Source organism: Plantactinospora sp. KBS50, assembly GCF_002285795.1.
Lineage (GTDB): Bacteria > Actinomycetota > Actinomycetes > Mycobacteriales > Micromonosporaceae > KBS50.
Genome location: NZ_CP022961.1, coordinates 6106884 through 6128197, shown reverse-complemented (window position 1 = coordinate 6128197; position 21314 = coordinate 6106884). Strand labels below are relative to the sequence as shown.

At 73.2% G+C, this 21314-nt stretch carries 17 protein-coding genes; 9 read left to right on the top strand and 8 right to left on the bottom strand.

The features are described 5' to 3' along the window. Positions 1 to 77: 77 nt before the first annotated feature. Complete coding sequence (locus tag CIK06_RS26530; protein WP_095567087.1) at positions 78 to 2027, bottom strand: glycosyltransferase family 39 protein; 1950 nt, start codon at positions 2025 to 2027, stop codon at positions 78 to 80. A 392-nt stretch (positions 2028 to 2419) separates the two neighbouring features. On the opposite strand from CIK06_RS26530, the gene CIK06_RS26525 reads away from it, so the two are divergent. Further along, the gene (locus CIK06_RS26525) at positions 2420 to 4063 is read left to right on the top strand and encodes an FUSC family protein (protein ID WP_095567086.1); all 1644 of its coding nucleotides are present in this window, start codon (positions 2420 to 2422) and stop codon (positions 4061 to 4063) included. Then, positions 4026 to 5498 carry a PrsW family intramembrane metalloprotease gene (locus tag CIK06_RS26520; protein WP_095568158.1) on the top strand — a complete coding sequence of 491 codons (1473 nt, stop codon included), beginning with the start codon at positions 4026 to 4028 and terminating at the stop codon, positions 5496 to 5498. Before CIK06_RS26525 ends, CIK06_RS26520 begins: the two co-directional genes overlap by 38 nt. A gap of 27 nt (positions 5499 to 5525) precedes the next feature. Here CIK06_RS26520 and CIK06_RS26515 read toward each other — a convergent pair whose 3' ends face one another. Continuing rightward, entirely contained in the window at positions 5526 to 5864 is a 339-nt protein-coding gene (locus tag CIK06_RS26515; RefSeq protein ID WP_095568157.1) for a co-chaperone GroES, read from the bottom strand. 160 nt (positions 5865 to 6024) lie between these two features. On the opposite strand from CIK06_RS26515, the gene CIK06_RS26510 reads away from it, so the two are divergent. Continuing rightward, entirely contained in the window at positions 6025 to 7311 is a 1287-nt protein-coding gene (locus CIK06_RS26510) for an AI-2E family transporter (RefSeq protein ID WP_232533884.1), read from the top strand. A gap of 141 nt (positions 7312 to 7452) precedes the next feature. Here CIK06_RS26510 and CIK06_RS26505 read toward each other — a convergent pair whose 3' ends face one another. Together CIK06_RS26505 and CIK06_RS32670 are read right to left on the bottom strand one after the other, a co-directional pair. Then, the gene (locus CIK06_RS26505; RefSeq protein ID WP_232533883.1) at positions 7453 to 9588 is read right to left on the bottom strand and encodes an ATP-dependent DNA helicase; all 2136 of its coding nucleotides are present in this window, start codon (positions 9586 to 9588) and stop codon (positions 7453 to 7455) included. Positions 9589 to 11179: 1591 nt separating this feature from the next. Then, positions 11180 to 11665: a DUF2188 domain-containing protein gene (locus tag CIK06_RS32670; RefSeq protein WP_095567084.1), complete on the bottom strand. Its 486-nt coding sequence runs from the start codon at positions 11663 to 11665 to the stop codon at positions 11180 to 11182. A gap of 96 nt (positions 11666 to 11761) precedes the next feature. On the opposite strand from CIK06_RS32670, the gene CIK06_RS26495 reads away from it, so the two are divergent. The 4 genes from CIK06_RS26495 (at position 11762) to CIK06_RS26480 (ending at position 15096) form a co-directional block, all read left to right on the top strand. After that, complete coding sequence (locus CIK06_RS26495) at positions 11762 to 12265, top strand: DUF402 domain-containing protein (RefSeq protein WP_095568155.1); 504 nt, start codon at positions 11762 to 11764, stop codon at positions 12263 to 12265. Positions 12266 to 12435: 170 nt separating this feature from the next. Continuing rightward, positions 12436 to 13320: a PPK2 family polyphosphate kinase gene (locus CIK06_RS26490; RefSeq protein ID WP_095567083.1), complete on the top strand. Its 885-nt coding sequence runs from the start codon at positions 12436 to 12438 to the stop codon at positions 13318 to 13320. 140 nt (positions 13321 to 13460) lie between these two features. Next, positions 13461 to 14087 (top strand): DUF47 domain-containing protein, encoded by a 627-nt coding sequence (locus tag CIK06_RS26485; protein ID WP_095567082.1) that lies wholly within the window; start codon positions 13461 to 13463, stop codon positions 14085 to 14087. A 4-nt stretch (positions 14088 to 14091) separates the two neighbouring features. Next, positions 14092 to 15096 (top strand): inorganic phosphate transporter, encoded by a 1005-nt coding sequence (locus CIK06_RS26480; RefSeq protein WP_095567081.1) that lies wholly within the window; start codon positions 14092 to 14094, stop codon positions 15094 to 15096. A gap of 135 nt (positions 15097 to 15231) precedes the next feature. Here the strand turns inward: CIK06_RS26480 and CIK06_RS26475 are convergent, their stop codons facing one another. Beyond that, entirely contained in the window at positions 15232 to 16200 is a 969-nt protein-coding gene (locus CIK06_RS26475) for a Gfo/Idh/MocA family protein (RefSeq protein WP_095567080.1), read from the bottom strand. A gap of 95 nt (positions 16201 to 16295) precedes the next feature. Here CIK06_RS26475 and CIK06_RS26470 point away from each other — a divergent pair, with 95 nt between their 5' ends. Beyond that, a complete protein-coding gene (locus CIK06_RS26470; RefSeq protein ID WP_095567079.1) occupies positions 16296 to 17180 on the top strand; it encodes an NUDIX hydrolase in 885 nt (294 codons plus the stop codon). 61 nt (positions 17181 to 17241) lie between these two features. Beyond that, positions 17242 to 18156 (top strand): GNAT family N-acetyltransferase, encoded by a 915-nt coding sequence (locus tag CIK06_RS26465; RefSeq protein ID WP_095567078.1) that lies wholly within the window; start codon positions 17242 to 17244, stop codon positions 18154 to 18156. Positions 18157 to 18273: 117 nt separating this feature from the next. Here the strand turns inward: CIK06_RS26465 and pstB are convergent, their stop codons facing one another. Genes pstB through pstC form a run of 3 tightly spaced genes read right to left on the bottom strand, consistent with a single transcriptional unit; the run spans position 18274 to position 21274 of the window. Next, complete coding sequence (gene pstB / locus CIK06_RS26460; protein ID WP_095567077.1) at positions 18274 to 19050, bottom strand: phosphate ABC transporter ATP-binding protein PstB; 777 nt, start codon at positions 19048 to 19050, stop codon at positions 18274 to 18276. Between the two features lie 20 nt (positions 19051 to 19070). Then, on the bottom strand, positions 19071 to 20156 hold the full coding sequence (gene pstA / locus CIK06_RS26455) for a phosphate ABC transporter permease PstA (RefSeq protein ID WP_095567076.1): 1086 nt from the start codon (positions 20154 to 20156) through the stop codon (positions 19071 to 19073). Then, a complete protein-coding gene (gene pstC, locus CIK06_RS26450; RefSeq protein WP_095567075.1) occupies positions 20153 to 21274 on the bottom strand; it encodes a phosphate ABC transporter permease subunit PstC in 1122 nt (373 codons plus the stop codon). Before pstC ends, pstA begins: the two co-directional genes overlap by 4 nt. Between the last annotated feature and the right edge of the window lie 40 nt (positions 21275 to 21314).

Genomic DNA, 21314 nt, shown 5'->3' with positions numbered 1-21314 from the left:
AGCCGGAGCGGCCGCCTTCATCAATCACAAAGCGACCACATGGTACGTAAAATGCCGTAGCGCCCTCGCTCGCCCGATCACCGCCGGCAGTCGTACAGGGTGGGGTCCCACGGGCCGGGCCGGGCGTCCGGCTCGTAGTCGGTGCGGGGCACGACCGCGCAGTGCGACCGCAGCCAGCCGGCCGTCGCGGGATCGACCATCGGCCCGGCGCGGTCGATGAGCAGCAGGTAGCGAAGTCGGCCGTCGGCCACGAGCCGCTCGATCCGGGCGACCGGGACCCGCGGTGAGCGCAGCGCGAAGCCCCGGAGCGGGAGCACGGTGTAGCCGGCCCGGATGTACGGTGCGGCCGTGCCGGACTCGCCGGCCGCGAACAGGTAGTGTTCGCCGCCGTCGCGCGGGGTGGCTTCGTCGCCGTCGTGCCGGGTGAGGTAGTCCAGCAGGGCCGGATTGACCCGGGGCGCGGAGCCGCCGTTCAGCGCCTCCTGCCGGATGCGCTGGAACGCGGCCGGCCCGGCGACCGGGTCGATGATCTGCGGGCTGCCTGGCTCCAGCACGGGCGTGCTGAGCAGCCATCCGGCCGGTCCGGCGAGGACGGCGACCACGCCCGCGACCAGTGCCGCCCCGGCGGCCACCGCCGGCGCGCGGCGCGCTGCCGTCGGGTCGGGCCGCTCCGCCGTCGGGCCGGGCCGGGCTCCTGTCACGTCGGGTGGCTCCGCTGCGCGGCTGCCGTGGCCGCGGCGCGCGACGAGCAGCAGCGCCGTCGCGGCCACGCCGGCCACGGCCACGACGACGGCCAGCCAGTCGAGGCCGACCGGTTCCCGAAGCAGCAGGACGACCGCCCAGCCCGCGGTGCCGAGCACCCCCGCCGGCAGCAGCCAGCCGAGCGGTCGGCCCGCCCGCCAGGCCGCCAGCGCCGTCCCGAGGCCGCCGCCGAGCACCGCGCCGATCGCGGGTACGAGCATCGCCGTGTAGTACGGGTGCATCCCGTACACCTGGCTGAAGGCGGAGCCGGCGACCAGCAGCCAGCCGCCCCACAACACCCAGCCGGCGAGCCGATCGCGGTCGTGGTCCCGCCGGGCGCCGGCGACGCCGACCACGAGCGCGGCCAGCGCGAGCGGCAGCAGCCAGCTCACCTGGGTGCCGACCTGCTCGTTGAGGAGCCGGATCGGTCCGGGCGCGCCGCCGAACGTGCCGGCCGCCCGGTCGTCGTGCTCGGTGCCGTTGTGCGCCAGCACCATCTCCCAGACCGAGCCGGTCGGGCTGCCGTCGATGGCCGGCCGGGAGCCGGGCGGGGTGAGCGACACCACGACCATCCACAGTGCCGACACGGCGAGCGTGACCGTCCCGAACACGGCGGTACGCCCCAGCCGGGCCGCCATCGGGCCGGCGCTGCCGACCAGGTACGCGAGCGCGAACGCGGGGAGCACCAGCAGCGCCTGGAGCATCTTCATCTGGAAGGCGAGCCCGAGCAGCACGGCCGGACCGAGCAGCGCCGTCCAGCCCGGCCGCCGCCACGCGCGGATCAGCGCCCAGGCCGCGGCCACCAGGCAGAACACCAGCAGCGTGTCGGGCAGGTTCAACTGCGCCGCGCGGAACGTGATCGGCGTGACCAGGTAGCCGACCGCCGCCAGCAGCGCCGCCCGGTCGCCGGCCCAGCGACGTACCGCCGCGTACAGCAGCGGGACGGTGCCGGTCGCCGCCAGCATCTCGGGCAGCAGCAGGACCCAGTCGTGCAGGCCGAACACCTTGACGAGGGCGACGTGCGGCCAGAGCCAACCGGGGATCTTGTCCAGGGTGATGGTGCCGCCCGGGTCGACGGCGCCGAACACGAAGTTTGTCCAGCTCTCGCCCATGCTGCGCACGGCCGCGCTGTAAAAGAAGTGCGGCGCGCCGCGGGTCAGGCCCCAGCCGTACAGCAGGGCCGCCGCGGCGGTCAGCAGCGCCGCCGTGCCGCCGCGCCGGTTCGTCGGGGGCGGCGGCAGGTCGACCCCGGGCGACAACGGGGTCGGAGCCTCGCGTTCCAGCATGCCGATCTCCCATGCCTTCGCGGCGCACCCGGACCGGTGGCGCCGCGACCGGCGGCGCTGCCGGCGGTGTCGCGATCCGGGGCGGTGTCGATCCGGGTCAGTTCGGGAAGAACAGTGCATGAGGATTGTAAGGCAGCTAGCAGGATGAACAGCGCATCACACAGCCAAGACCAGGAAAGTCGGATATAGCGGTACGTGCCGGTCGACGGTCCGGACCGGCCGGGCGCGACATCGGGCGCCTGCCGCTTTGGCCCTCCACGATGGACCGCACAGCGCTCGCCAGGGCGGTGGACGAGCGGAAGCGCCGGCGCCGGGCGTACGCGGGGCGCTGGCCCCCCGTGGGCGGTTTCCGGCCGGATGATTCAGCGCGCTCGGGACGGGTAGTCCGGCCCATGCCGTCGCAGCGGGACGAGCCGGTCGTCCGGATTGCCGGTGTTCCGGTCCCGGCCGACCGGGAGGGCGCGGCGGACGCGGCCCGTGAGCTGCGCCGCCGGGTCCGGCCGACGGTACGCGAGCGTACCCACCGGGTCCGGTACAACCTCGTGCTCGCGGTCCAGGCCGGCATCGCCGCGAGCCTGTCCTGGCTGGTGGCGCACTACCTGCTGCAGAACCCGGATCCGGTCTTCGCGCCGATCTCGGCGGTGGGCACCCTCGCGGCCTCGGTCGGGCAGCGGCTCCGCCGGACGATCGAGCTGATCATCGGGGTCGCGGTCGGCATCGGCGTGGGCGACCTGTTCATCGTCGCCTTCGGGGTCGGCTGGTGGCAGCTCGGGATGATCGTCACGCTCGCCGTGCTGATCGCGATCTTCCTGGGCGGCGGGCCGTCCGTGGTCACCCAGGCCGCGGTCACCGCGCTGCTGCTGGTCGCCCTCGCGCCGAAGGCCTCGGACCTGGAGTTCCCCCGGGTGATAGATGCCCTGGTCGGTGGGTTCGTGGCGCTGGGCGTGGGCCTGGTGCTGCTGCCGTTCAACCCGCTCCGGGTGGTGGACCGGGCCGCCCGGCCGGCGCTGGAGACCCTCGCCCGGGAGTTGGACGTCACCTCCCGGGCGCTGGCCGACGGCGATCCGGATCGGGCCCAGGCGGCGCTGGACCGGGTCCAGGAGGTGCAGCAGCACATGGCGGGGCTCCAGGAGGCGTTGGAGGCCGGCCGCGAGACGGCGACGCTGGCGCCGGTCCGCTGGCGCCGCCGCGGCGCCCTCGCGCAGTACGTCGAGGGCGCGGAGTTCATCGAACACGCGGTGGCCAACGCCGGCACCCTGATCCGGCGTAGCGTCACCGCGCTGGAGGACGGGGAACCGATCCCCGATCCACTGCCGTCCGCGGTGGCCCAACTCGCCGAGGCCGTTCGGCAACTCGTGGCCGAACTGGGCGCCGGGCTGGAGCCGGAGGCGACCCGGGAGCGGGCGTTGCGCGCGGTCGGCGAGGCGGGCCGGGCGTACGCCGACGGCGTCGGTTTCTCCGGCAGCGTGGTCGTGGCGCAGCTCCGGACCACGGCGAGCGACCTGCTGCGGGCCAGCGGAATCGATCGGATCGAGGCGAACCGGCAGGTCCGGCGCGCGGTGGAGAGCGGCCGGTCGGGGCGGCCCGGACCGGAGCCCGGGGCCGATCCGGTGCTCCGGTCGGGCGACGTTTCCCGGCCCGGCGAGATGCCGGCGGAGAACGGGGCGGAGAAGCCGCGACGGGTCCCGACCGAACCCGACAGGGACGATCGGGACCGGGCCGAGCACCGGCCAGCCGCCGCGCCCTCGCCCGAGGACGAGCGACGCGTCGAGTCCGCGATCGCGGCGTCCGTGCGCGCCTCCGGGCCGTACCGGGAAGAGGCTCCGGTCCGTACCGGCGCCCGGCCGGCCGGGATGGGACGGGCCGGCTCCCGCGCGGCGAGGTCGGACCGGGACGGCGGCGGCTCCCCGGTCGAAGGGTCCCTGCTCGACGGGTCCGCGGTCGACGGGTCCCGCGGTGGCGGGTCCGCGGGTGGTCGGGAGGCGCGGGACGGTACCGATGCGGCCGAACCGAACGGCCGGCGGCAACTACGCTGACGTCATGGCCGACACCCCGTCCGGCGGAGGAACCGCTCCGCCGTCGCCGCCCGTACCGTCCGGGCCGCCCGCCGCAGCCGGGCCGCCCGCGTACCAGGCCGGTGGCCCGGTGGCCCGGGGCCGCCGGCTCGGGTGGCGGCGCGGGCTGGTCCTGGCGGCCGTCATCCTGGTCATCGCCGGTTGTGCCGTGGCGATGCTGCTCACCCTCGGCGAGAGCCTCGGCGCGCAGGCGCTGCTGATCGGCATCGTCGCCGCGATCCTGCCGGTTCCGGTGCTGGTGGCGTGTTTCCTCTGGCTCGACCGCTACGAACCGGAACCGACCGGCTACCTGGTGCTGTGCTTCGGCTGGGGTGCCGCCGTGGCCACCTACACCTCGTTGCAGGTCAACGACGCGGCGGCGAAGGCGTTCGCCAACGCCGGCCTGCCCGACGCGCTTGTCGCCGTGCTGGTGGCGCCCTTCATCGAGGAACTGACCAAGGCGGCCTTCCCGATCCTGTTGCTGATCTTCCGCCGCCGGGAGTGGTCCGGCATCGTGGACGGGATCGTCTACTGCGGACTGTCAGCGGTCGGCTTCGCCATGGTGGAGAACATCCTCTACCTCGGCGGCCACGGCTACGCCGCGGGCGCCCAGCAGTACGGCCCGGCCACCGGCGCGCAGTACCTGTTCGCGACGTTCATCGTCCGGATCCTCTTCTCCGGCTTCGCCCACCCGCTGTTCACCTCGATGACCGGCGTCGGTCTCGGCCTGGCGGCGCGGACCGCCGACCGCCGGGTGCGGGTCCTGGCGCCGATCGCCGGCCTGCTCGTGGCCATGATGATGCACGGCACCTGGAACCTCGTGCCGTCGCTGGCCGTCGCGCTGCGGCAGAACCTGATCCTCCTCTACGGCTACCTCAGCGTGATGGTGCCGATCTTCTTCGGCATGGTCGGGCTGGCCGTCTGGCTGCGCAGCTGGGAGGGCCGGCTCACCGAACGTACGCTCATCGACTACGTCCGGGCCGGCTGGCTGACCCCACCGGAGGTCGCCGCGCTGGGCAGCCTCGGCCGGCGGCACGCGGCCCGGCAGTGGGCGCGGCGGGTGGCCGGCGAGGCCGGCGTGCGGGCGATGCGGGAATACCAGTTCACCGCCACCCGGCTCGCCCTGCTGCGCGACGGACTGCGCCGCGGCCTGGACACCCGGCCCGGCGAACTCGCCCGCAGCACCAACGAGGAGCGCAACATGCTGGCCCGGATCAGCGCACTGCGGTCGGTCTTCGTCGGCCGGGATCCGCAGGTGCCGGCCGCCACCTGGGACGGCAGCCGCTACCACATCGTCTTCCCGGACGGCGTACGGCGCAGCCTCGACGCCCCCGACGAGCCGGTGGTGCCGATCCCGGTCGTGCTGACCCCGCCGCCGGCCCGGGGCTGGCCCGGCACCCCGATGCCCGGTCGCTGACCCGCGGCCCCGGCGTTCCGGGAGCTGTCAGAGGTAGAGCCCGGTGCCGTCGGTCTCCACCCGGGCCGCGGCGACGGCGTGCACGTCCCGCTCGCGCAGCAGCACGTAGTCGCGGCCGTGCAGCTCCACCTCCGAGCGTTCCTCGGGATCGAACAGCACCCGGTCGCCGTTGACGATCGAACGGACGTTGGGGCCGACGCCCACCGCGGTCGCCCAGGCGAGCCGCCGCCCGACGGAGGCGGTGGCCGGAATGACGATGCCGGCGGTGGAGCGGCGTTCGCCCTCGGGGCCTTCGACCCGGACCAGCACGCGGTCGTGCAGCAGACGGATCGGCAGGCCGGAGTCGGTGTTCGGGTCTGCGGTCACGACGGAGACGGTACCGTGCCCGGCTCCGGCGACCCGCTCGCGGCCCGGCGTCCGCGCACCGGTCCGGGATGCCTCCGCGGACGCATCCACCAGCTTTGAACCGAACGCGGTGAGCGTGGTGCGGCTACCGTATGAGGGCCGGTCCCCCAAGGAGGTGCACTTGAGCCGCTTCGAGCAGGTCAGGGCGCGGCTGCGTCGTGCGTACGAGGCAGGGCGGGAGTCGGTCCGGTCCGCGCGGCACGACCGCGAGCCCGTCGCCGTACCTCCCGTGGACACCCCCGTCGAGGTGCCGGCCCCGCCGAGCCCGCCCGCCCCGGACGCCGAGCCGGCCCCGCCGCACCTCTCGCTCGCCAGCCAGGACGACGCCGACGTGCCGCACGCGCTGCGGCTCGCGGCGGCCTGGTCGTGGCGGCTGATCGTGGTGGGGATCGTCGGCTGGGCGCTGATCAGGCTGGTCGGCGCCATCCAGGTGGTGATGATCCCGCTCGCCATCGCCCTGCTGCTCTCCGCTCTGCTGGCCCCCGCCGTGGGTTGGCTGCTCAGGGCCCGGCTCCCGCGCTCGTTGGCCACGGCCATCGTGCTGATCTGCGGCCTCGCGGCGGTCGCGGGCACGCTGACCGCGGTGGTGAACGAGTTCATCGCCGGGGTGCCCGAACTCAGCGCGAAGGCCACCGACGGGGTGCGGACCATCCAGGAGTGGCTCAAGACCGGGCCGCTGCACCTGTCGGACAACCAGCTCAACAAGTACATCGACCAGGGTCAGGAGTGGGTGGACCAGAACACCCAGTCGCTGACCAGCGGCGCGCTCTCCACCGCCGCCACCGTGTTCGAGGTGCTCACCGGCATGCTGCTGGTGCTGTTCGCGACGTTCTTCTTCCTCCGGGACGGCCGCCGGATCTGGCGCTTCCTGGTCCGGCTGCTGCCGGTGAACGCGCGCTGGCGGGTGGACGACGCCGGCACGGCCGCCTGGGCGACCCTGGTGGCGTACGTGCGGGCCACCGTCCTGGTCGCCTTCATCGACGCGGTGGGCATCGGAATCTTCCTGATCATCTTCAAGATCCCGTTCACCCTGCCCCTGATCGCGCTGGTCTTCCTCGGCGCGTTCATCCCGATCGTCGGCGCCGCGCTCTCCGGCGCGGTCGCCGTGCTGGTGGCGCTGGTGGACCAGGGCTGGGTGATCGCGCTGGTCATCCTCGGCGCGGTGATCCTGGTGCAGCAGTTGGAGGGGCACGTCCTCCAGCCGCTCATCATGGGCCGGGCGGTGGCCATCCACCCGCTCGGCGTGATCGTCGGGATCGCCGCCTTCGCGGTGCTGGCCGGCATCGTCGGGGCGGTCGTCGCCGTACCGCTGATCGCGGTGCTGAACACCGCGGTGCGCCGGCTCACCGCGCGACGGGTGCCGGAGGCGCCACCGGACGCCGTGGTGGTGGCCGCGAAGGCACCCTGACGGGCGGTCGCACCGACGCCCCGTACCGTAAGGGCCGGTGCGGGGCGTCATTTCCGGCCGGCGGGCCGCCGGTGCGGGTGGTCATTCGCCGCGGAGGGTGACCCGCCCTGGCCCGGCCCCGGCTGCCGGCGCGGGTGGTGGTCAGCCGCGGGCGAGCCGTTCCAGCGCACCCCGGGCGACTTCCGGTTTCGTGGTGTACCAGAACGGCGGCACGGACCGGCGCAGGAACGGCCCGTATCCCCGGGCGGTCTCCAGCCGGGAGTCCAGCACCGCCACCACCCCCCGATCGGTGCTGCTGCGGATCAGCCGACCCACCCCCTGCGCCAGCCGGATCGCCGCGATCGGCACGCTCACCGAGGCGAAGCCCGAGCCGCCCGCCGAGTCCACGGCCGCGGCACGGGCCGCGGCCAGCGGCTCGTCCGGCCGGGGGAAGGGCAGCCGGTCGATCACCACGAGCTGGCAGGCGTCGCCCGGCACGTCCACACCCTGCCAGAGCGACATCACCCCGAACAGGCAACTGGCCCGGTCCTCCCGGAACCGACGGACCAGCAGCGGCAGCGCCTCCTCGCCCTGCAACAGGATGGGCAGGTCGGTGCGGGTCCGCAGCAACTCGGCCGCCTGCGTGGCGGCCCGCCGGGAGGAGAACAGCCCGAGGGTACGCCCGCCGAGCGCGGTCACCAGCGACACCAGTTCCTCGCCGGCCGCCGCGGGAAGCCCGGAGACGCTCGGCCGGGGCAGATGCGCGGCGACGTACAGGATGCCCTGGCGGCCGTAGTCGAACGGCGACCCGACGTCCAGCGACTCCCAGCCGGACCCGGCGGTCGCGGCCTCGCCGCCCGGCCGGTCCGTACCCTCGTCCTCGGGGGTGGATCCCCGGCGGCTGGACCGGGCCGCGGCGGCCGCGGCGGGCGATGGCGGGGCCGCCGGCGGCGCCTCCAGGCCGAGCGCGCGGGCCACCGTGTCGAACCGGCCGCCCAGGGTGAGCGTGGCGGAGGTGGCCACGACGGTGCGTTCCTCGTAAAGATGTGCGGCCAGGGTGCCGGCCACCGAGAGCGGCGCGACGACCAGCGCCCGCCGGCCGCTGGCCGCGCCCTCCGGCTTCTCCACCCACGACACGTCGTGGTCGTCCTCGGCGAGCAGCCGCTGGGAGGTCTTGGACAACTCGTCCAGCACCGCCTTGGCCTGCTGCTTGCGGACCGGGTCCGGGTCGTCGGCCTTGATGTCGCCGATGGTGTCGAGCGCCGACCGGGTGGCGGAGTCGAGCAGGGTGCAGGCTTCACGCAACGGTACGGGCAGCCCCGCCGTGATCCGGCCGGCGGGCGCCTCGGCGAGCGCCACCGCCAGCGCGTCGCCGGCCTCCACCATGGCCTCGGCGGTCTCCGGCTTGAGCAGCGGACGAGCCCGCCGGGCGGCCCGGTCGATCAGGTCGGGCACCAGCTCCGCCTGCGCGGCCGACGAGACCCGGTCCGCCAGTTCGTGCGCCTCATCCACCACGAGCAGCCGGTGCGGCGGCACGATGTGCCGGTCGGCGAGCATGTCGACGGCCAGCAAACTGTGGTTGGTGACCACGATGTCCGCCTCGCGGGCGCGGACCCGGGACGCCTCGGCGAAGCACTCGTCGCCGAACGGGCAGCGGGCCGCTCCCACGCACTCCCGAGCCGGCATCGAGACGGTCCGCCAGAGCTGGTCGTCCACGCCGGGATCCAGCTCGTCCCGGTCGCCCGTGGCGGTCTCCTCCGACCAGGCGCGGACCCGGTCCATCTGCTTGCCGAGCCGGCCGGCGGCGCCCAGCCACTTCGTCTGGCCGCCCCGGGGCTCGTCGAACAGCGCGTCGGCCGGTTCCTCCTCGGTGGAGGCGTCCAGCCGGGCCAGGCAAAGATAGTGGTGCCGGCCCTTGAGCACCGCGAAGGTCGGGCGGCGGCCGAGCAGCGGCTTGACCGCGTCGGCGAGCCGGGGCAGGTCGTGCTCGACCAGCTGGGACTGCAACGCCAGGGTGGCGGTGGAGACCACCACCGGGCCGTCCACGGTCAGCGCGGGGGCAAGATAGGCGAGTGACTTTCCGGTGCCGGTGCCGGCCTGCACCAGCAGATGCTCCCGGGTGGTGATGCTCCGCACGATGGCCTCGGCCATCAGTTGCTGCCCGGGGCGGGCCGTACCGCCGGGGACCGCGCCGACGGCGGCCGCGAGCAGTTCGGTGCCGCTGGGCCGGCCGCCGCGCTGGCGTCCGGCGGTCTTGGTGGTCGGTTCGGAACCGGTGGCGGTGGCGGGCGCGGTCACCGTGCGACCGTACCCGCCGTGGGCGACACCGCCGCAGCCATCCGGCCCGGTTGGCGTGCCGGTCATGGTCAAGGGGCTCGGGCGCTGGCCTGGTTGCGTGGCTTTCGCGCTGGGCGGGTCCGGCTGGCCCGGCGGCGCGTGGTCTCCGCCCCCGGCGGCGCGTGGTCTCCGCCCCCCGGCGGCGCGTGGTCTCCGCCCCCCGGCGGCGCGTGGTCTCCGCCCCCGGCGGCGCGTGGTCTCCGCCCCCGGCGGCGACCGGGAGTTTGCTTTGGGCCGCCCTGGGCGTCGGAACTGCCGACGGCCCGGATCGTCCGTCGAACAATCGGGCGCTGCCCGCGCCGGCGATACCGCCGTTTCTGACGTCGATCCGAGATGGCTGATTGAAGGCTCAAGTTCGGGACTGCGGCCGCCCGAGGATGAGCCGCCCCTCGCGCCGATGCGAGCAGGACGTCCCCATCGTTGGCCGCGGGCCGCGGTCAATGAAAACGTGCGAGTCAATGAGTCGTGTGAGGCTCGCGCGGAGGGGGCCAGACGAAACTGTTTTGTGCTTGGCGGGCGCGATTTGCTGACCGAGGTCTGCGAGAATATGAGAGTGGGTCAGCTGCAATTGTTCAGCAGGTCGGAATTGGCTGCCATGCGGGATCGGACGAGATCGCGTCGCTATTGTCCGGCGCAGGAACAATTCCGTCGGGAACATGCCCGGCATCGAGCCTGGGGACTGAGGCAACGCCACGCCGAGAAGCTGCGCCGTCTGCGCGCCGACGGCGAACGGACGCCCGTGGCCGGCGGCCAGCCGCTCGGACCGGAGGCTGCGCCGCCGCCAGCGTCGCCGCCAGCGCTACGGCCGGAGCCGCCACGGCAGCCAGCGTCACCACGGCAGCCAGCCTTGGGGACGGCATCGCCGCCTCGACCGGTGGCGACCGGTCCAATGTCGGTTCCGCCGTCTCTGCCGCGGTCGGTTCCACCGGCGATTGCCGGTTCGTTGCCGGTTCCGTCGTGTCCGCCGCGGTCGGGTCCCGCGGCCGTGCCGTCCGTGCGGCGGTCCTCCGTGCCGTCCGTGCGGCGGTCCTCCGTGCCGTCCGTGCGGCGGTCCTCCGTGCCGTTCGCGCCGTCCGTGTCGCGATTCCCCGAGGCGTTCGTGCCGTCGGTGACCGTGGTCGTGCCGTCCGTCCGGCGATCCCCGGTGCCGTTCGTGCTGGCCGTGCCGCGTCTCCTCGCGCCGCCCCCGACGGTACCCACGTCCGTACCGCCATCGTCCGATGTTCGGCCGGGGCAGGTCGAGCGGACCGCGCCGGCTGCCCGACGGCGCCGCTGGACGCACGGCGCTACCGCCGGATTCGGGCGTCGCCAGGTGGTCGCACCGAGCCGCCTGCGCCGCCACCTGCGACCAGGCGCGGGCGCCGGGAGGCCGGGTGCGCAGGCCGGTGCGGACCGGGTGGACCTGCTCGCGGTGGTCGCTGGCCTCGCCGTGGTGGCTGGCATGGTGCACGGCCCGGGCCAACACGACGCCGGCGCGAGTCGTGGCGGCGGATCACCTCGGGCGCCGGGTCCGAGGTGCGGCCGGGACCGGGCGCCGCCGTCGCCGGAATGGTCATCCGGCGCCCGGATTCCGAAGAAGCCTCGGCGCCGGCCGGTGCCGGATGACAACCACGGGCCGCAACCCCGACCGCGACCGCAACGGCAACGGCGACCGCAACGGCAACCGCAACGGCAACCGCAACGGCAACGGCGACGGCAACGGCGACGGCGACCGCAACGGTGATGGCAACCGCGACAGCCGGCGGGTGTCGTCCCGCGCGCTGCGCGCATCAACCGGCGGGCGGGTACGGGTCGTCGCGATAGGTGGACCCACCCTCGATTTGCCGTCTCCCTTGTGCACGATCACCTGGCTCGGCTCGTGCCGGTGTGCGGTGTCGCGACCGCCCCGGACGGCGTCCTTCTTGGTGTCGTAGGTGTCGACGGTCGTCGACCCCTGCTCCACCTTCCACTCGTCATTGTCACCATCTGGAACGACGTGGTACTGCTCACGTGCCACGATTGCCTCCCCGGTCCGATCGGTCGCCGTTCTGCCAGGCATATCGACGTGCCCGTGGGCCGATCGACCGAGACGAACGGTCACCGGTGTCCGGCTTCCGTCGCTGGCGCGTCACGCTGATCAGCTAGGGTGCGGGACATGCCGAGCGAGATGGTCCGGGTCGTGTACCGCAAGTACGACGGCAGCGCACACCGCGACTATCCGGCCCGTCGGCTCGCCGAGGACGACCTCGGGACATGGCTGGGCGTCACGGTCGGCACCGCGTCGGTCTACCACGGCCGGCCGTCGGTGGAACAGATTCCGTTCGTGTTGCTCGTGCCGCACGAAGCATGGTGGACGGGGATGTTCAACCCGCCGCCGCGGACCAGCGAGGTCTACTGCGACATCACCAGCCCGGCGCGTTGGGAGGGCGACACCGTCCATCTCTACGACCTCGACCTGGACGTGGTCCGGCGGCGCGCGACCGGCGTGGTCGAGCTGCGCGACGAGGACGAGTTCGCCGAGAACCGGGTCCGGTACGGCTACCCGGACGAGCTGGTGGGGCATGCGCGCGAGGCGGTCGACTGGTTGCTGGGCGTGCTCGGCGACGGGACCGAGCCGTTCGCCTCGACGTACCGGAAGTGGCTGGCCCTGGTGGTCTGACCCGGCGCGGCGGCCCGGGGGCGCGCCCGGAGCGGAGCATGCCCGGCGGCAGACCGCGGCCAGCCCCGGGGGCGCGCCCGGCGGCAGAGCGGGACCGGCTCGGGGGAGTGCGGCCAGCGGCGGATCCCGACCGGCTGGCTGATCGGGGTCGGCTGGGTGATGATCGACGGATGAAACGGTCGGTTGCCCAGATCCGTGAGCTGTTGCGCGTACCGTCGGCCGGCGGCGGCGCGGTCGACCTGGCCGCGATCGACCCCCGCGGCACCCCCGGCATCCCGGCGGAGCTGAGCCGCCGGGAGGCGAAGGCGTGGGCCCGGGAGCGGGTCGCGCAACTGGGCGGCCAGCTCGCGACCTGGCAGGAGATGCTGTACGCGGGCGCACAGGTCGATCCGGACGCCGCCCGCCGGGTGTTGCTGGTGCTTCAGGCCACCGACTGCGGCGGCAAGGACGGCACGATCCGGCGGGTGGCCGGGGCGATGAACCCGCAGGGGCTGGAGATCCGCTCGTTCGGTCCGCCGACCCCGCAGGAGCTGCGGCACGACTTCCTGTGGCGGATCCGCCGCGCGCTGCCCCGGCCCGGGCACGTCGGGATCTTCAACCGCTCACACTATGAGGATGTCCTGATCGTCCGGGTGGAGTCGCTGGTGCCGGAGCCGGTGTGGCGGGGCCGGTACGACGAGATCAACGCCTTCGAACGCGAGCTGGTCGCGGGCGGTTTCACCCTGGTCAAGGTGTTTCTGCACATTTCCCGGGAGGAGCAGCGGGAGCGGCTGCTCAAGCGGCTGGACAACCCGACGAAGCACTGGAAGTACAACCCGGCGGATCTTGCCGCCCGGGCCAGGTGGGACGACTACCAGGCCGCGTACGCGGAGGTGCTCGCCCGCTGCGACGGCCCGGACGCGCCCTGGTACGTCGTCCCGGCCGACCGGAAGTGGTACCGCGACTGGGCGGTCGCCAGCATCCTCGCGGAGACGTTCGCCGGGATGGGGCTGGAGTATCCGTCGGGCGACTTCGATGTGGCGGCCGAGCGGGAGCGGCTGCTCGCCGCCAGTTGAACAGCAGGTGAACTGCGGGTAAATGCGGCTTGACCAGGGGGAGGCCGCGCGGAACGACAAAATGGCATTCCTTAGCATTCCCCCGGCGGGCCGTCGGGCCGCCCCACCGCTGCTGCCGACCGAGACGACGAGGTCCTGCCGTGAAGTTCTCCTTCCGCCCCACCGAGGGCGCCTTCTACGAGCTGTTCACCAGGGCCGCCCAGAACCTGGTCCGCGGCACCGAGCTGCTTCAGGAACTGGGTCTGCCGGGGGTCGAGGTGCAGTCCGTCAGCGAGCGGCTGACGGAGGTGGAGCACGACAGCGACCAGATCACGCACGAGCTGTACAAGAAGATCAACTCCACCTTCATCACACCCTTCGACCGGGAGGACATCTACTCCCTCGGCTCGCTGCTGGACGACGTGATGGACCACCTGGAGGCGGCCGGCAACCTGGTCTACCTGTACGGGCTGACCAAGCTGCCCGCGCTGCCCCGGGAGCTGCACGAGCTGGTCAACGTGCTGGACCAGCAGGCGAAGCTGACCGCCCAGGCGATGCCCCGGCTGCGGGCGATGAAGGACCTGGAGCCGTACTGGATCGAGTGCAACCGGCTGGAGAACGAGGGCGACCAGGCGTACCGGATGCTGCTGGTCCGCCTGTTCAGCGGGGAGTACGACGCGCTGACCGTGCTGAAGATGAAGGAGGTCGCCGACGAGCTGGAGGCGGCCTGCGACGCGTTCGAGCACGTGGCCAACATCGTCGAGACAATCGCGGTCAAGGAGTCCTGAGCGCGTGGACGCCACCCTCATCGCCGTGCTCGCGGTGATCGTCGCCGCGATGGTCTTCGACTACACGAACGGCTTCCACGACGCGGCCAACGCGATCGCCACCAGCATCTCCACCCGGGCGCTGACCCCGCGGGTGGCGCTGGCCATGGCGGCCGTCGGCAACTTCGCCGGTGCGCACCTGGGCGCCGGGGTGGCCAAGACCGTCGGTGACGGGCTGGTCAGCCTGCCCACCGGCGTGGCCAGCCTGGGCGTCGTGTTCGCCGGCGTGGTCGGCGCGATCTGCTGGAACCTGACCACCTGGTACTTCGGCCTGCCGTCCTCCTCGTCGCACGCCCTCTTCGGCGGCCTGGTCGGCTCCACCCTGCTGGCCTCGGGCGGCCACGTGAAGTGGGGAAACATCCTCGACAAAGTGATCATCCCGATGGTGCTGTCCCCGATCGTCGGCCTGATCCTCGGCTTCCTCGTGATGCTCGCGATCCTCTGGCTGTTCCGGCACGGGCAGCCGGGCAAGCTCAACCGGGGCTTCCGGTACGCGCAGACGGTCTCCGCCGCGGCCATGTCCGTGGGGCACGGCATGCAGGACGCCGCGAAGACCATGGGCATCGTCGTGCTCGCGCTCTACACCGGCGGGTACCAGACGGACAAGACGCACATCCCGCAGTGGGTCTTCTGGACCTCGGCCGCGATGCTGGCGCTGGGGACGTACTCGGGTGGCTGGCGGATCATCCGGACCCTCGGCCGCAAGATCATCGACCTGGGTCCGCCGGAGGGGTTCGCCGCCGAGACCGTGGCGAGCGCGGTGCTCTACTTCAACGCGCTGGTGCTGAAGGCGCCGATCTCCACGACCCACACGATCACCTCGGCGATCATGGGCGTCGGGGCCACCAAGCGGCTCTCGGCGGTGCGCTGGAACGTCGCCGGCAACATCGTGATCGCCTGGGTCATCACGTTCCCGGCCGCCGCCGCCATCGCCTGCCTGGTGTACCTGCTGGTCCGCCCGATCTTCTGACCGGGCCGCCGGCGGCGCCGGGCCGTCGACGACCGTCGACGACGGCCCTCCCCGTCCGGACGGCGAGGGCCATCCGGACGGCGAGGGCCATCCGGACGGCGAGGGCCGTCCCGACGGCCCCGGGGTCGCCGTCGGTCAGTCGTACCGGACGCCGATCTGCGCCCGGATGTCGTCCAGCAGGCCCATCACCTCAAGCGTGGCGGCGTGCGGCACCAGCGGGCTCTCGATCAGCCCGTCGGCCAGGCAACGCTGCACCTCGGCCGCCTCGTGCTGGTAGCCGCGGCCGGTCATGTCGGTCCGGATCACCTCCGGCTCGTGGCCGGCGCGGTGCAGGGTGATCCGGTCCGGCCGGAAGAACGGGCCGGGCAGCTCGATCCGGCCCGCGCCGCCGGTGATGGTCGCGCCCACCCCGGTCTCGCCGGTGATGCCACAGGTCAGCGCGGCCAGCGCGCCGGAGTCGTAGCCCAGCAGCACGCCGGTGTTCTCGTCCACCCCCTCGTCCGACAGTCGCGCCCAGGCCCGGATCTGGTCCGGCAGGCCGAGCAGCAGGTGGGCCAGGCTGACCGGGTAGACGCCCAGGTCCAGCAGCGCGCCACCGCCCAGCGCGCGGGCCCGCATCCGGTGCTCGGGCGGGAACGGCCCGCCCACACCGAAGTCGGCGTGCACGGTGGTGAGCGACCCGATCGCGCCGTCGGCGATCAGGTCCACCATCCGCAGCAGGTCCGGGTTGCACCGCATCCACATCGCCTCCATCAGGAAGACGCCGCGGTCCCGGGCGGTACGCACCAGCTCCTCGCTGGTGGCCGCGTCCAGCGTGAAGGGCTTCTCGCAGAGCACCGCGCGGCCCGCGGTGAGGCAGGTCATCGTGGCGTCGTAGTGGCCCGAGTGCGGCGTCGCCACGTACACCGCGTCGATGTCCTCGTCGGCGGCGAGGTCCGCCCAGGAGCCGTAGGCCCGCGGGATGCCGTGCCGGTCGGCGAAGGCCCGGGCCGCCTGCGAGGTACGCGATCCCACGGCGAGGACCTCGGCGTCCGGCAGCAGCCGCAGGTCGGAGACGAACTGCTCGGCGATGCCGCCGGTGGACAGGATGCCCCATCGAGTCATGCCGGAACGCTACGACCTGGCCGCGCATTACTCCACCGCCGCCCCCGTACCTGCGATCTTGCCCTCACCGCCGGCCGGCGGACTACCCTCGCGGGGTGACGTACGAGGAGCCCGGCTTCCCGGTGCCCGACTCGCTGGCCGAGCACGCCCGCCGGTTCGCCGCCGAGGGCGGCCCGCCGGCGACCCCGCGGGTGGCGGCCACCGTCCTGCTGCTGCGGCCCGCGACCGGTTCCGGGTACGAGGTGTACGTCATCCGCCGGCTGGCCGCGATGACCTTCGGCGGCGTGTACGCGTTCCCGGGCGGCGGGGTGGACCCGTCCGACTCGCGGGTGCACCTGGACTGGGCCGGCCCCGATCCGGCCGACTGGGCGCGGCGGCTGCGGCTGGCGCCCGAACCGGCCCAGGCGGTCGTCTGCGCGGCGGCCCGCGAGGTGTTCGAGGAGGCCGGCGTGCTGCTGGCCAGCCCGCGCCCGGGCGCCGGGCAGGGCGCCGTGCCGGGCGCCGTGCCGGGTGACGTGCCGGGCGACGTGCCGGGCGACGTGAGCGGCGCGCGCTGGGAGGCCGACCGGGCCGACCTGGTGGCCCACCGGACCGGCTTCGCCGACCTGCTCCGGGCGCGCGGCATGATGATCCGTTCCGACCTGCTGCTGCCCTGGTCCCGGTGGATCACCCCGGAGTTCGAGCCGCGCCGCTTCGACACGTACTTCTTCCTGGCCCTGCTGCCGGCCGGGCAGCGGACCCGGGACGTGAGCGGGGAGGCCGACCACACCATGTGGATCGAGCCGCGGGAGGCGCTGGCCCGGGCGCAGCGGGGCGATCTGGCGATGCTGCCGCCGACCCTGGTCACCCTCGGTGAGGTGGCCGCGCACCCGGACCTGGACGCGGTGGTGGCGGCGGCCGCCCGACGGGACCCGGCCACGCCGGTCACCCCGCGCCTCGGCACGGCCGCCGACGGCACCCCCCGACTGCTGCTGCGATAGCCGTACTGGCACCCTGGCATGTCCCGATCGGGGGTGATCGGGACATGAGATGAGAGTCGCCATGCACGAGCAGCCTTCCTGGCCCGCCGGGTACACCGGCCGGGCCGCCACCCACGAGGACGTCCCCGCCATTCACCGCTTGGTTGCGGAGTGTGAGCGCGCCCTGTACGGGCGGGTGGAGACCGATCCCGATGTGATCGCCGCCGAGTTGGCCCGGCCGGGGCTGGACCCGGCCCGCGACACGATGCTCGGCTACGGCCCGTCCGGCGAGCTGGCCGCCCGGGCCTGGGTGAACCGGCGTTCCGCGGTGGATGTCCATCCGGACCACCGCGGGCGCGGCCTGGGCGGCGCCCTGCTGGACTGGACCGAGCGGTGCGCGCGGCACTCCGGTACGCCCCGGCTGGTGCAGACCGTCCCGGGCGCCGATCAGGCGGCGAACGCGCTGATCCGGTCCCGCGGGTTCGCGCCCAAGGTCACCGCCTGGCTGCTGGCGATCGAGCTGGCCGAGGAACCGCAGCTTCCCGAGCCGCCGGCCGGGATCACGGTCCGCCCGTTCGCGCCGGGTGACGGGGTGGCCGTGCACCACATGGTCGAGGACGCGTTCGACGAGTGGCAGCAGCGGCGCAAGCCGTACGGCGAATGGGTCCGGCTGACCATCGACCGCGCGCGGTTCGTGCCGGCGATGTCGCCGGTGGCGTTCGCCGGCGACGAGCTGGTCGGCGCCGTGCTGTCGCTGGATGATCCCGCGGCGGGGATGGGGTACGTCGAGCGGGTCGCCGTGCGGCGCGACCACCGCGACCGCGGCATCGCCCGACTGCTGCTGCGGTACGCGTTCCGCGGCTTCCACCAGGCCGGCCGGCGGGGCTGCACGCTGTGGACCCACTCGGACACCCGGGCGCTGGGGCTGTACGAGCGGGTCGGGATGAGCGTCCGGCGCAGTTCCACGGTCTACCAGAAGGAGCTTTCCGCGCTCTGACGCCGGTCCGGCCGGCCGGGCACGCGCCCGCCCGGCCCGCGGCCGGCTCAGCCGGTGCGGAAAGCTCAGCCGGGGCGGGAAGCTCAGCCGAAGCGAGGAGTCAGCCGACGCGGCGGCTCAGCCGAAGCGGCCGGTGATGTAGTCCTCGGTCTTCTTCTGGCTCGGGTTGCTGAAGATCCGCTGCGTGTTGTCGTACTCGATCAGCCGGCCCGGATCGCCGGTACGGTCGATCGAGAAGAAGGCCGTGCGGTCGGAGACCCGGGCCGCCTGCTGCATGTTGTGCGTGACGATGATGATCGTGAACTCGTCCTTGAGCTTGAACATCAGGTCCTCGATCGCCAGCGTGGAGATCGGGTCGAGCGCCGAGCAGGGCTCGTCCATCAGCACGACCTGCGGCTCGACCGCGATGGTCCGGGCGATGCAGAGCCGCTGCTGCTGACCGCCGGAGAGCCCGGCGCCCGGCTTGTCCAGCCGGTCCTTCACCTCGTCCCACAGGTTCGCCGAGCGCAGCGCCCGCTCGGCCGCGTCGGCGAGCACCGACTTGCGGCGTACGCCGTTGAGCTTGAGCCCGGCGACCACGTTGTCGAAGATCGACATGGTGGGGAACGGGTTGGGCCGCTGGAAGACCATGCCGATGGTCCGGCGTACCGCGGTCACGTCGATGTCCCGGTCGTAGATGTTCTGCTCGTCGATGGTCAGCCGGCCCTCGACCCGCGCGCCGGGCAGCACCTCGTGCATCCGGTTGATCGAACGCAGGAACGTCGACTTGCCGCAGCCGGAGGGGCCGATCAGCGCGGTCACGCTCTTCGGCTCGACGGTCAGGGTGATGTTCTCGATGGCCTTGAACGATCCGTAGTAGGCGGTGACGTTCGAGGCTTCGACTCGCTTGGCCATGGTGGACCTCTCTCGGGTGATCATCGGCTCAGCCGGTTGCGACGGGACAGCAGCTTCGCCGCGATCGTCAGGATCAGGACGAGACCGACCAGGGTCAGCGCCGCCGTCCAGGCCCGGTCGGGCGAGTACCTGGACGCCTCGCCCGCCTGCTGGTAGACGAACAGGGACAGGGACGACTGGTTGTTCTCGAAGACGTTGAAGTTGATCGCCGCCGTCCCGCCGGCGACCAGCAGGACCGGCGCGGTCTCGCCGGCCGCCCGGGCGACCGCCAGCATCACGCCGGTGACGATGCCGGGCAGCGCCGTGGGCAGCACGATCCGCAGGATGGTCTTCCACTTCGGTACGCCGAGCGCGTACGCCCCCTCGCGCAGCGGCGCCGGGACGAGCCGGAGCATCTCCTCGGCGGAGCGGACCACCAGCGGCAGCATCAGCACGCTCAGCGCCAGCGCGGCGGCGAAGCCGGAGTAGCCCGGCCGGCCGGTGCCGTTGAGGTGCGGCGACACGATCAGCACCCAGAAGGCCAGCACGAACAGGCCGGCGACGATCGACGGGATGCCGGTCATCACGTCCACGAAGAACCGGATCGCGAAGGCGAACCGGCCGCGGCCGTACTCCACCAGGTAGATGGCGCAGAGCAGGCCGAGCGGCACGGTGATCAGGGCGGCGATGCCGACCTGTTCCAGCGTGCCGACGATGGCGTGGTAGGCGCCGCCGTTGGCGTCCCGCGGCCCGATGTTGTTCATCGAGGTCTGGAAGAAGTTCAGGTCGAACCGGTTGAGTCCCTTGTGCAGCAGGGTCCAGGCCACCGAGACCAGCGGCAGCGCGGCCAGCACGAAGGCGCTGTAGATCAGCGTGGTCCAGGTGCGGTTGCGGGCCTTGCGCGGGCCTTCGACGGTGCTGCTGGCGGCGTACGTCCCGACCAGGTGCAGCACCAGGGCGAGCACGAGGACCAGGGTGGATCCGCCGATGCCGGTGCCGTACACCAGCGCCGCCGCGACGGCCAGGGCCGCCGCGGCGATGCCGAGCACGGCCAGCGCCGGCAGGCTGCGGGTACGCAGGTCGGTGGAGCGGTCCGGACCGGTCGCCGGCGGCGAGATCGTGGTCATGCGGCGGTCTCCGTGAACTCGCGGCGGCGGTAGATGATGGCGCGGGCGGTCATGTTCACCACCAGCGTGATCGAGAACAGCACCAGGCCGGAGGCGATCAGCGCGCCCCGGCCGACGTCGCCGGCCTCACCGAACTTGACGGCGATGTTGGCCGCGATCGAGTTCCCGCCGTTCTCGATGAGGTTGAACGAGATGTTGTAGGCGAAGCTGAGCGTCAGCGCGAGCGCGATGGTCTCGCCGAGCGCCCGGCCGAGGCCGAGCATGACCGCGCCGATCACGCCGGGCCGGCCGTACGGCAGCACGGCGGTGCGGATCATCTCCCAGCGGGTCGCGCCGAGGGCGAGCGCGGCCTCCTCGTTCGCCGTGGGGGTCTGCCGGAACACCTCCCGGGACAGCGAGGTCACGATCGGGAGCACCATGATGGCCAGCACCAGCGAGCCGAGCAGCACCGAACGGCCGAACGGCCCCTCGCCGCCGAAGATCGGGAGCCAGCCGAAGTACCTGTTCAGCCACACCGACAGGTCGGTGACCGGCTGGACGAAGTAGTCCCGCCCCCACAGTCCGAACACGACACTGGGCACGGCGGCCAGCAGGTCGATCAGGAAGCCGAGCGGGGTGGCGAGCCGGCGCGGGGCGTAGTGGCTGAGGAACAGCGCGATGCCCAGGGCCACCGGCACCGCGATGACCAGGGCGAGCAGCGAGGAGAGCAGGGTGCCGAAGGCGAGCGCGCCGATGCCGAACTTCGGCTCCGCGGCGTTCGGGTCCCAGCCCTGGAAGGTGAAGAAGTTCTCCGTGTCGGCCCGCAGCGCCGGGATCGCCCGGGCGATCAGGAAGGCCGCGATGGCCACGATGATGACCAGCACCATGCCACCGGCCGCCATGCTCAGCAGCCGGAACGTCGTCTCCATGCCGAACCTGCGCCGTTGGGGGAGTGCGCCACCACCGCCGGGGGCGCCGTCGCCATCCGGGTCGCCGTCGGTGCCGTTCCCGAACGGCGCGGGACTCGTCCCGGTTCCGGGAAATTCGGCCGTACGCGCCGAACCGGCGGGCCGGCCGCGACCATAGGTCACGGACGGCCCGCCGGTGCTGGCGTCGGCCGAGCGGGGGATGTCAGCCATCTACTCGCTCGTTCCGTTGGGAAGGGGTGGTCAACTGCGG

Excerpts from the sequence above, each read along its gene's own strand:
- CIK06_RS26530 (WP_095567087.1), bottom strand. The coding sequence starts at position 2,027 with ATGCTGGAACGCGAGGCTCCGACCCCGTTGTCGCCCGGGGTCGACCTG.
- CIK06_RS26525 (WP_095567086.1), top strand. The coding sequence starts at position 2,420 with ATGCCGTCGCAGCGGGACGAGCCGGTCGTCCGGATTGCCGGTGTTCCG.
- CIK06_RS26520 (WP_095568158.1), top strand. The coding sequence starts at position 4,026 with ATGCGGCCGAACCGAACGGCCGGCGGCAACTACGCTGACGTCATGGCC.
- CIK06_RS32670 (WP_095567084.1), bottom strand. The coding sequence starts at position 11,665 with ATGCCTGGCAGAACGGCGACCGATCGGACCGGGGAGGCAATCGTGGCA.
- CIK06_RS26495 (WP_095568155.1), top strand. The coding sequence starts at position 11,762 with ATGCCGAGCGAGATGGTCCGGGTCGTGTACCGCAAGTACGACGGCAGC.
- CIK06_RS26490 (WP_095567083.1), top strand. The coding sequence starts at position 12,436 with ATGAAACGGTCGGTTGCCCAGATCCGTGAGCTGTTGCGCGTACCGTCG.
- CIK06_RS26475 (WP_095567080.1), bottom strand. The coding sequence starts at position 16,200 with ATGACTCGATGGGGCATCCTGTCCACCGGCGGCATCGCCGAGCAGTTC.
- CIK06_RS26465 (WP_095567078.1), top strand. The coding sequence starts at position 17,242 with ATGCACGAGCAGCCTTCCTGGCCCGCCGGGTACACCGGCCGGGCCGCC.
- pstB (WP_095567077.1), bottom strand. The coding sequence starts at position 19,050 with ATGGCCAAGCGAGTCGAAGCCTCGAACGTCACCGCCTACTACGGATCG.
- pstA (WP_095567076.1), bottom strand. The coding sequence starts at position 20,156 with ATGACCACGATCTCGCCGCCGGCGACCGGTCCGGACCGCTCCACCGAC.
- pstC (WP_095567075.1), bottom strand. The coding sequence starts at position 21,274 with ATGGCTGACATCCCCCGCTCGGCCGACGCCAGCACCGGCGGGCCGTCC.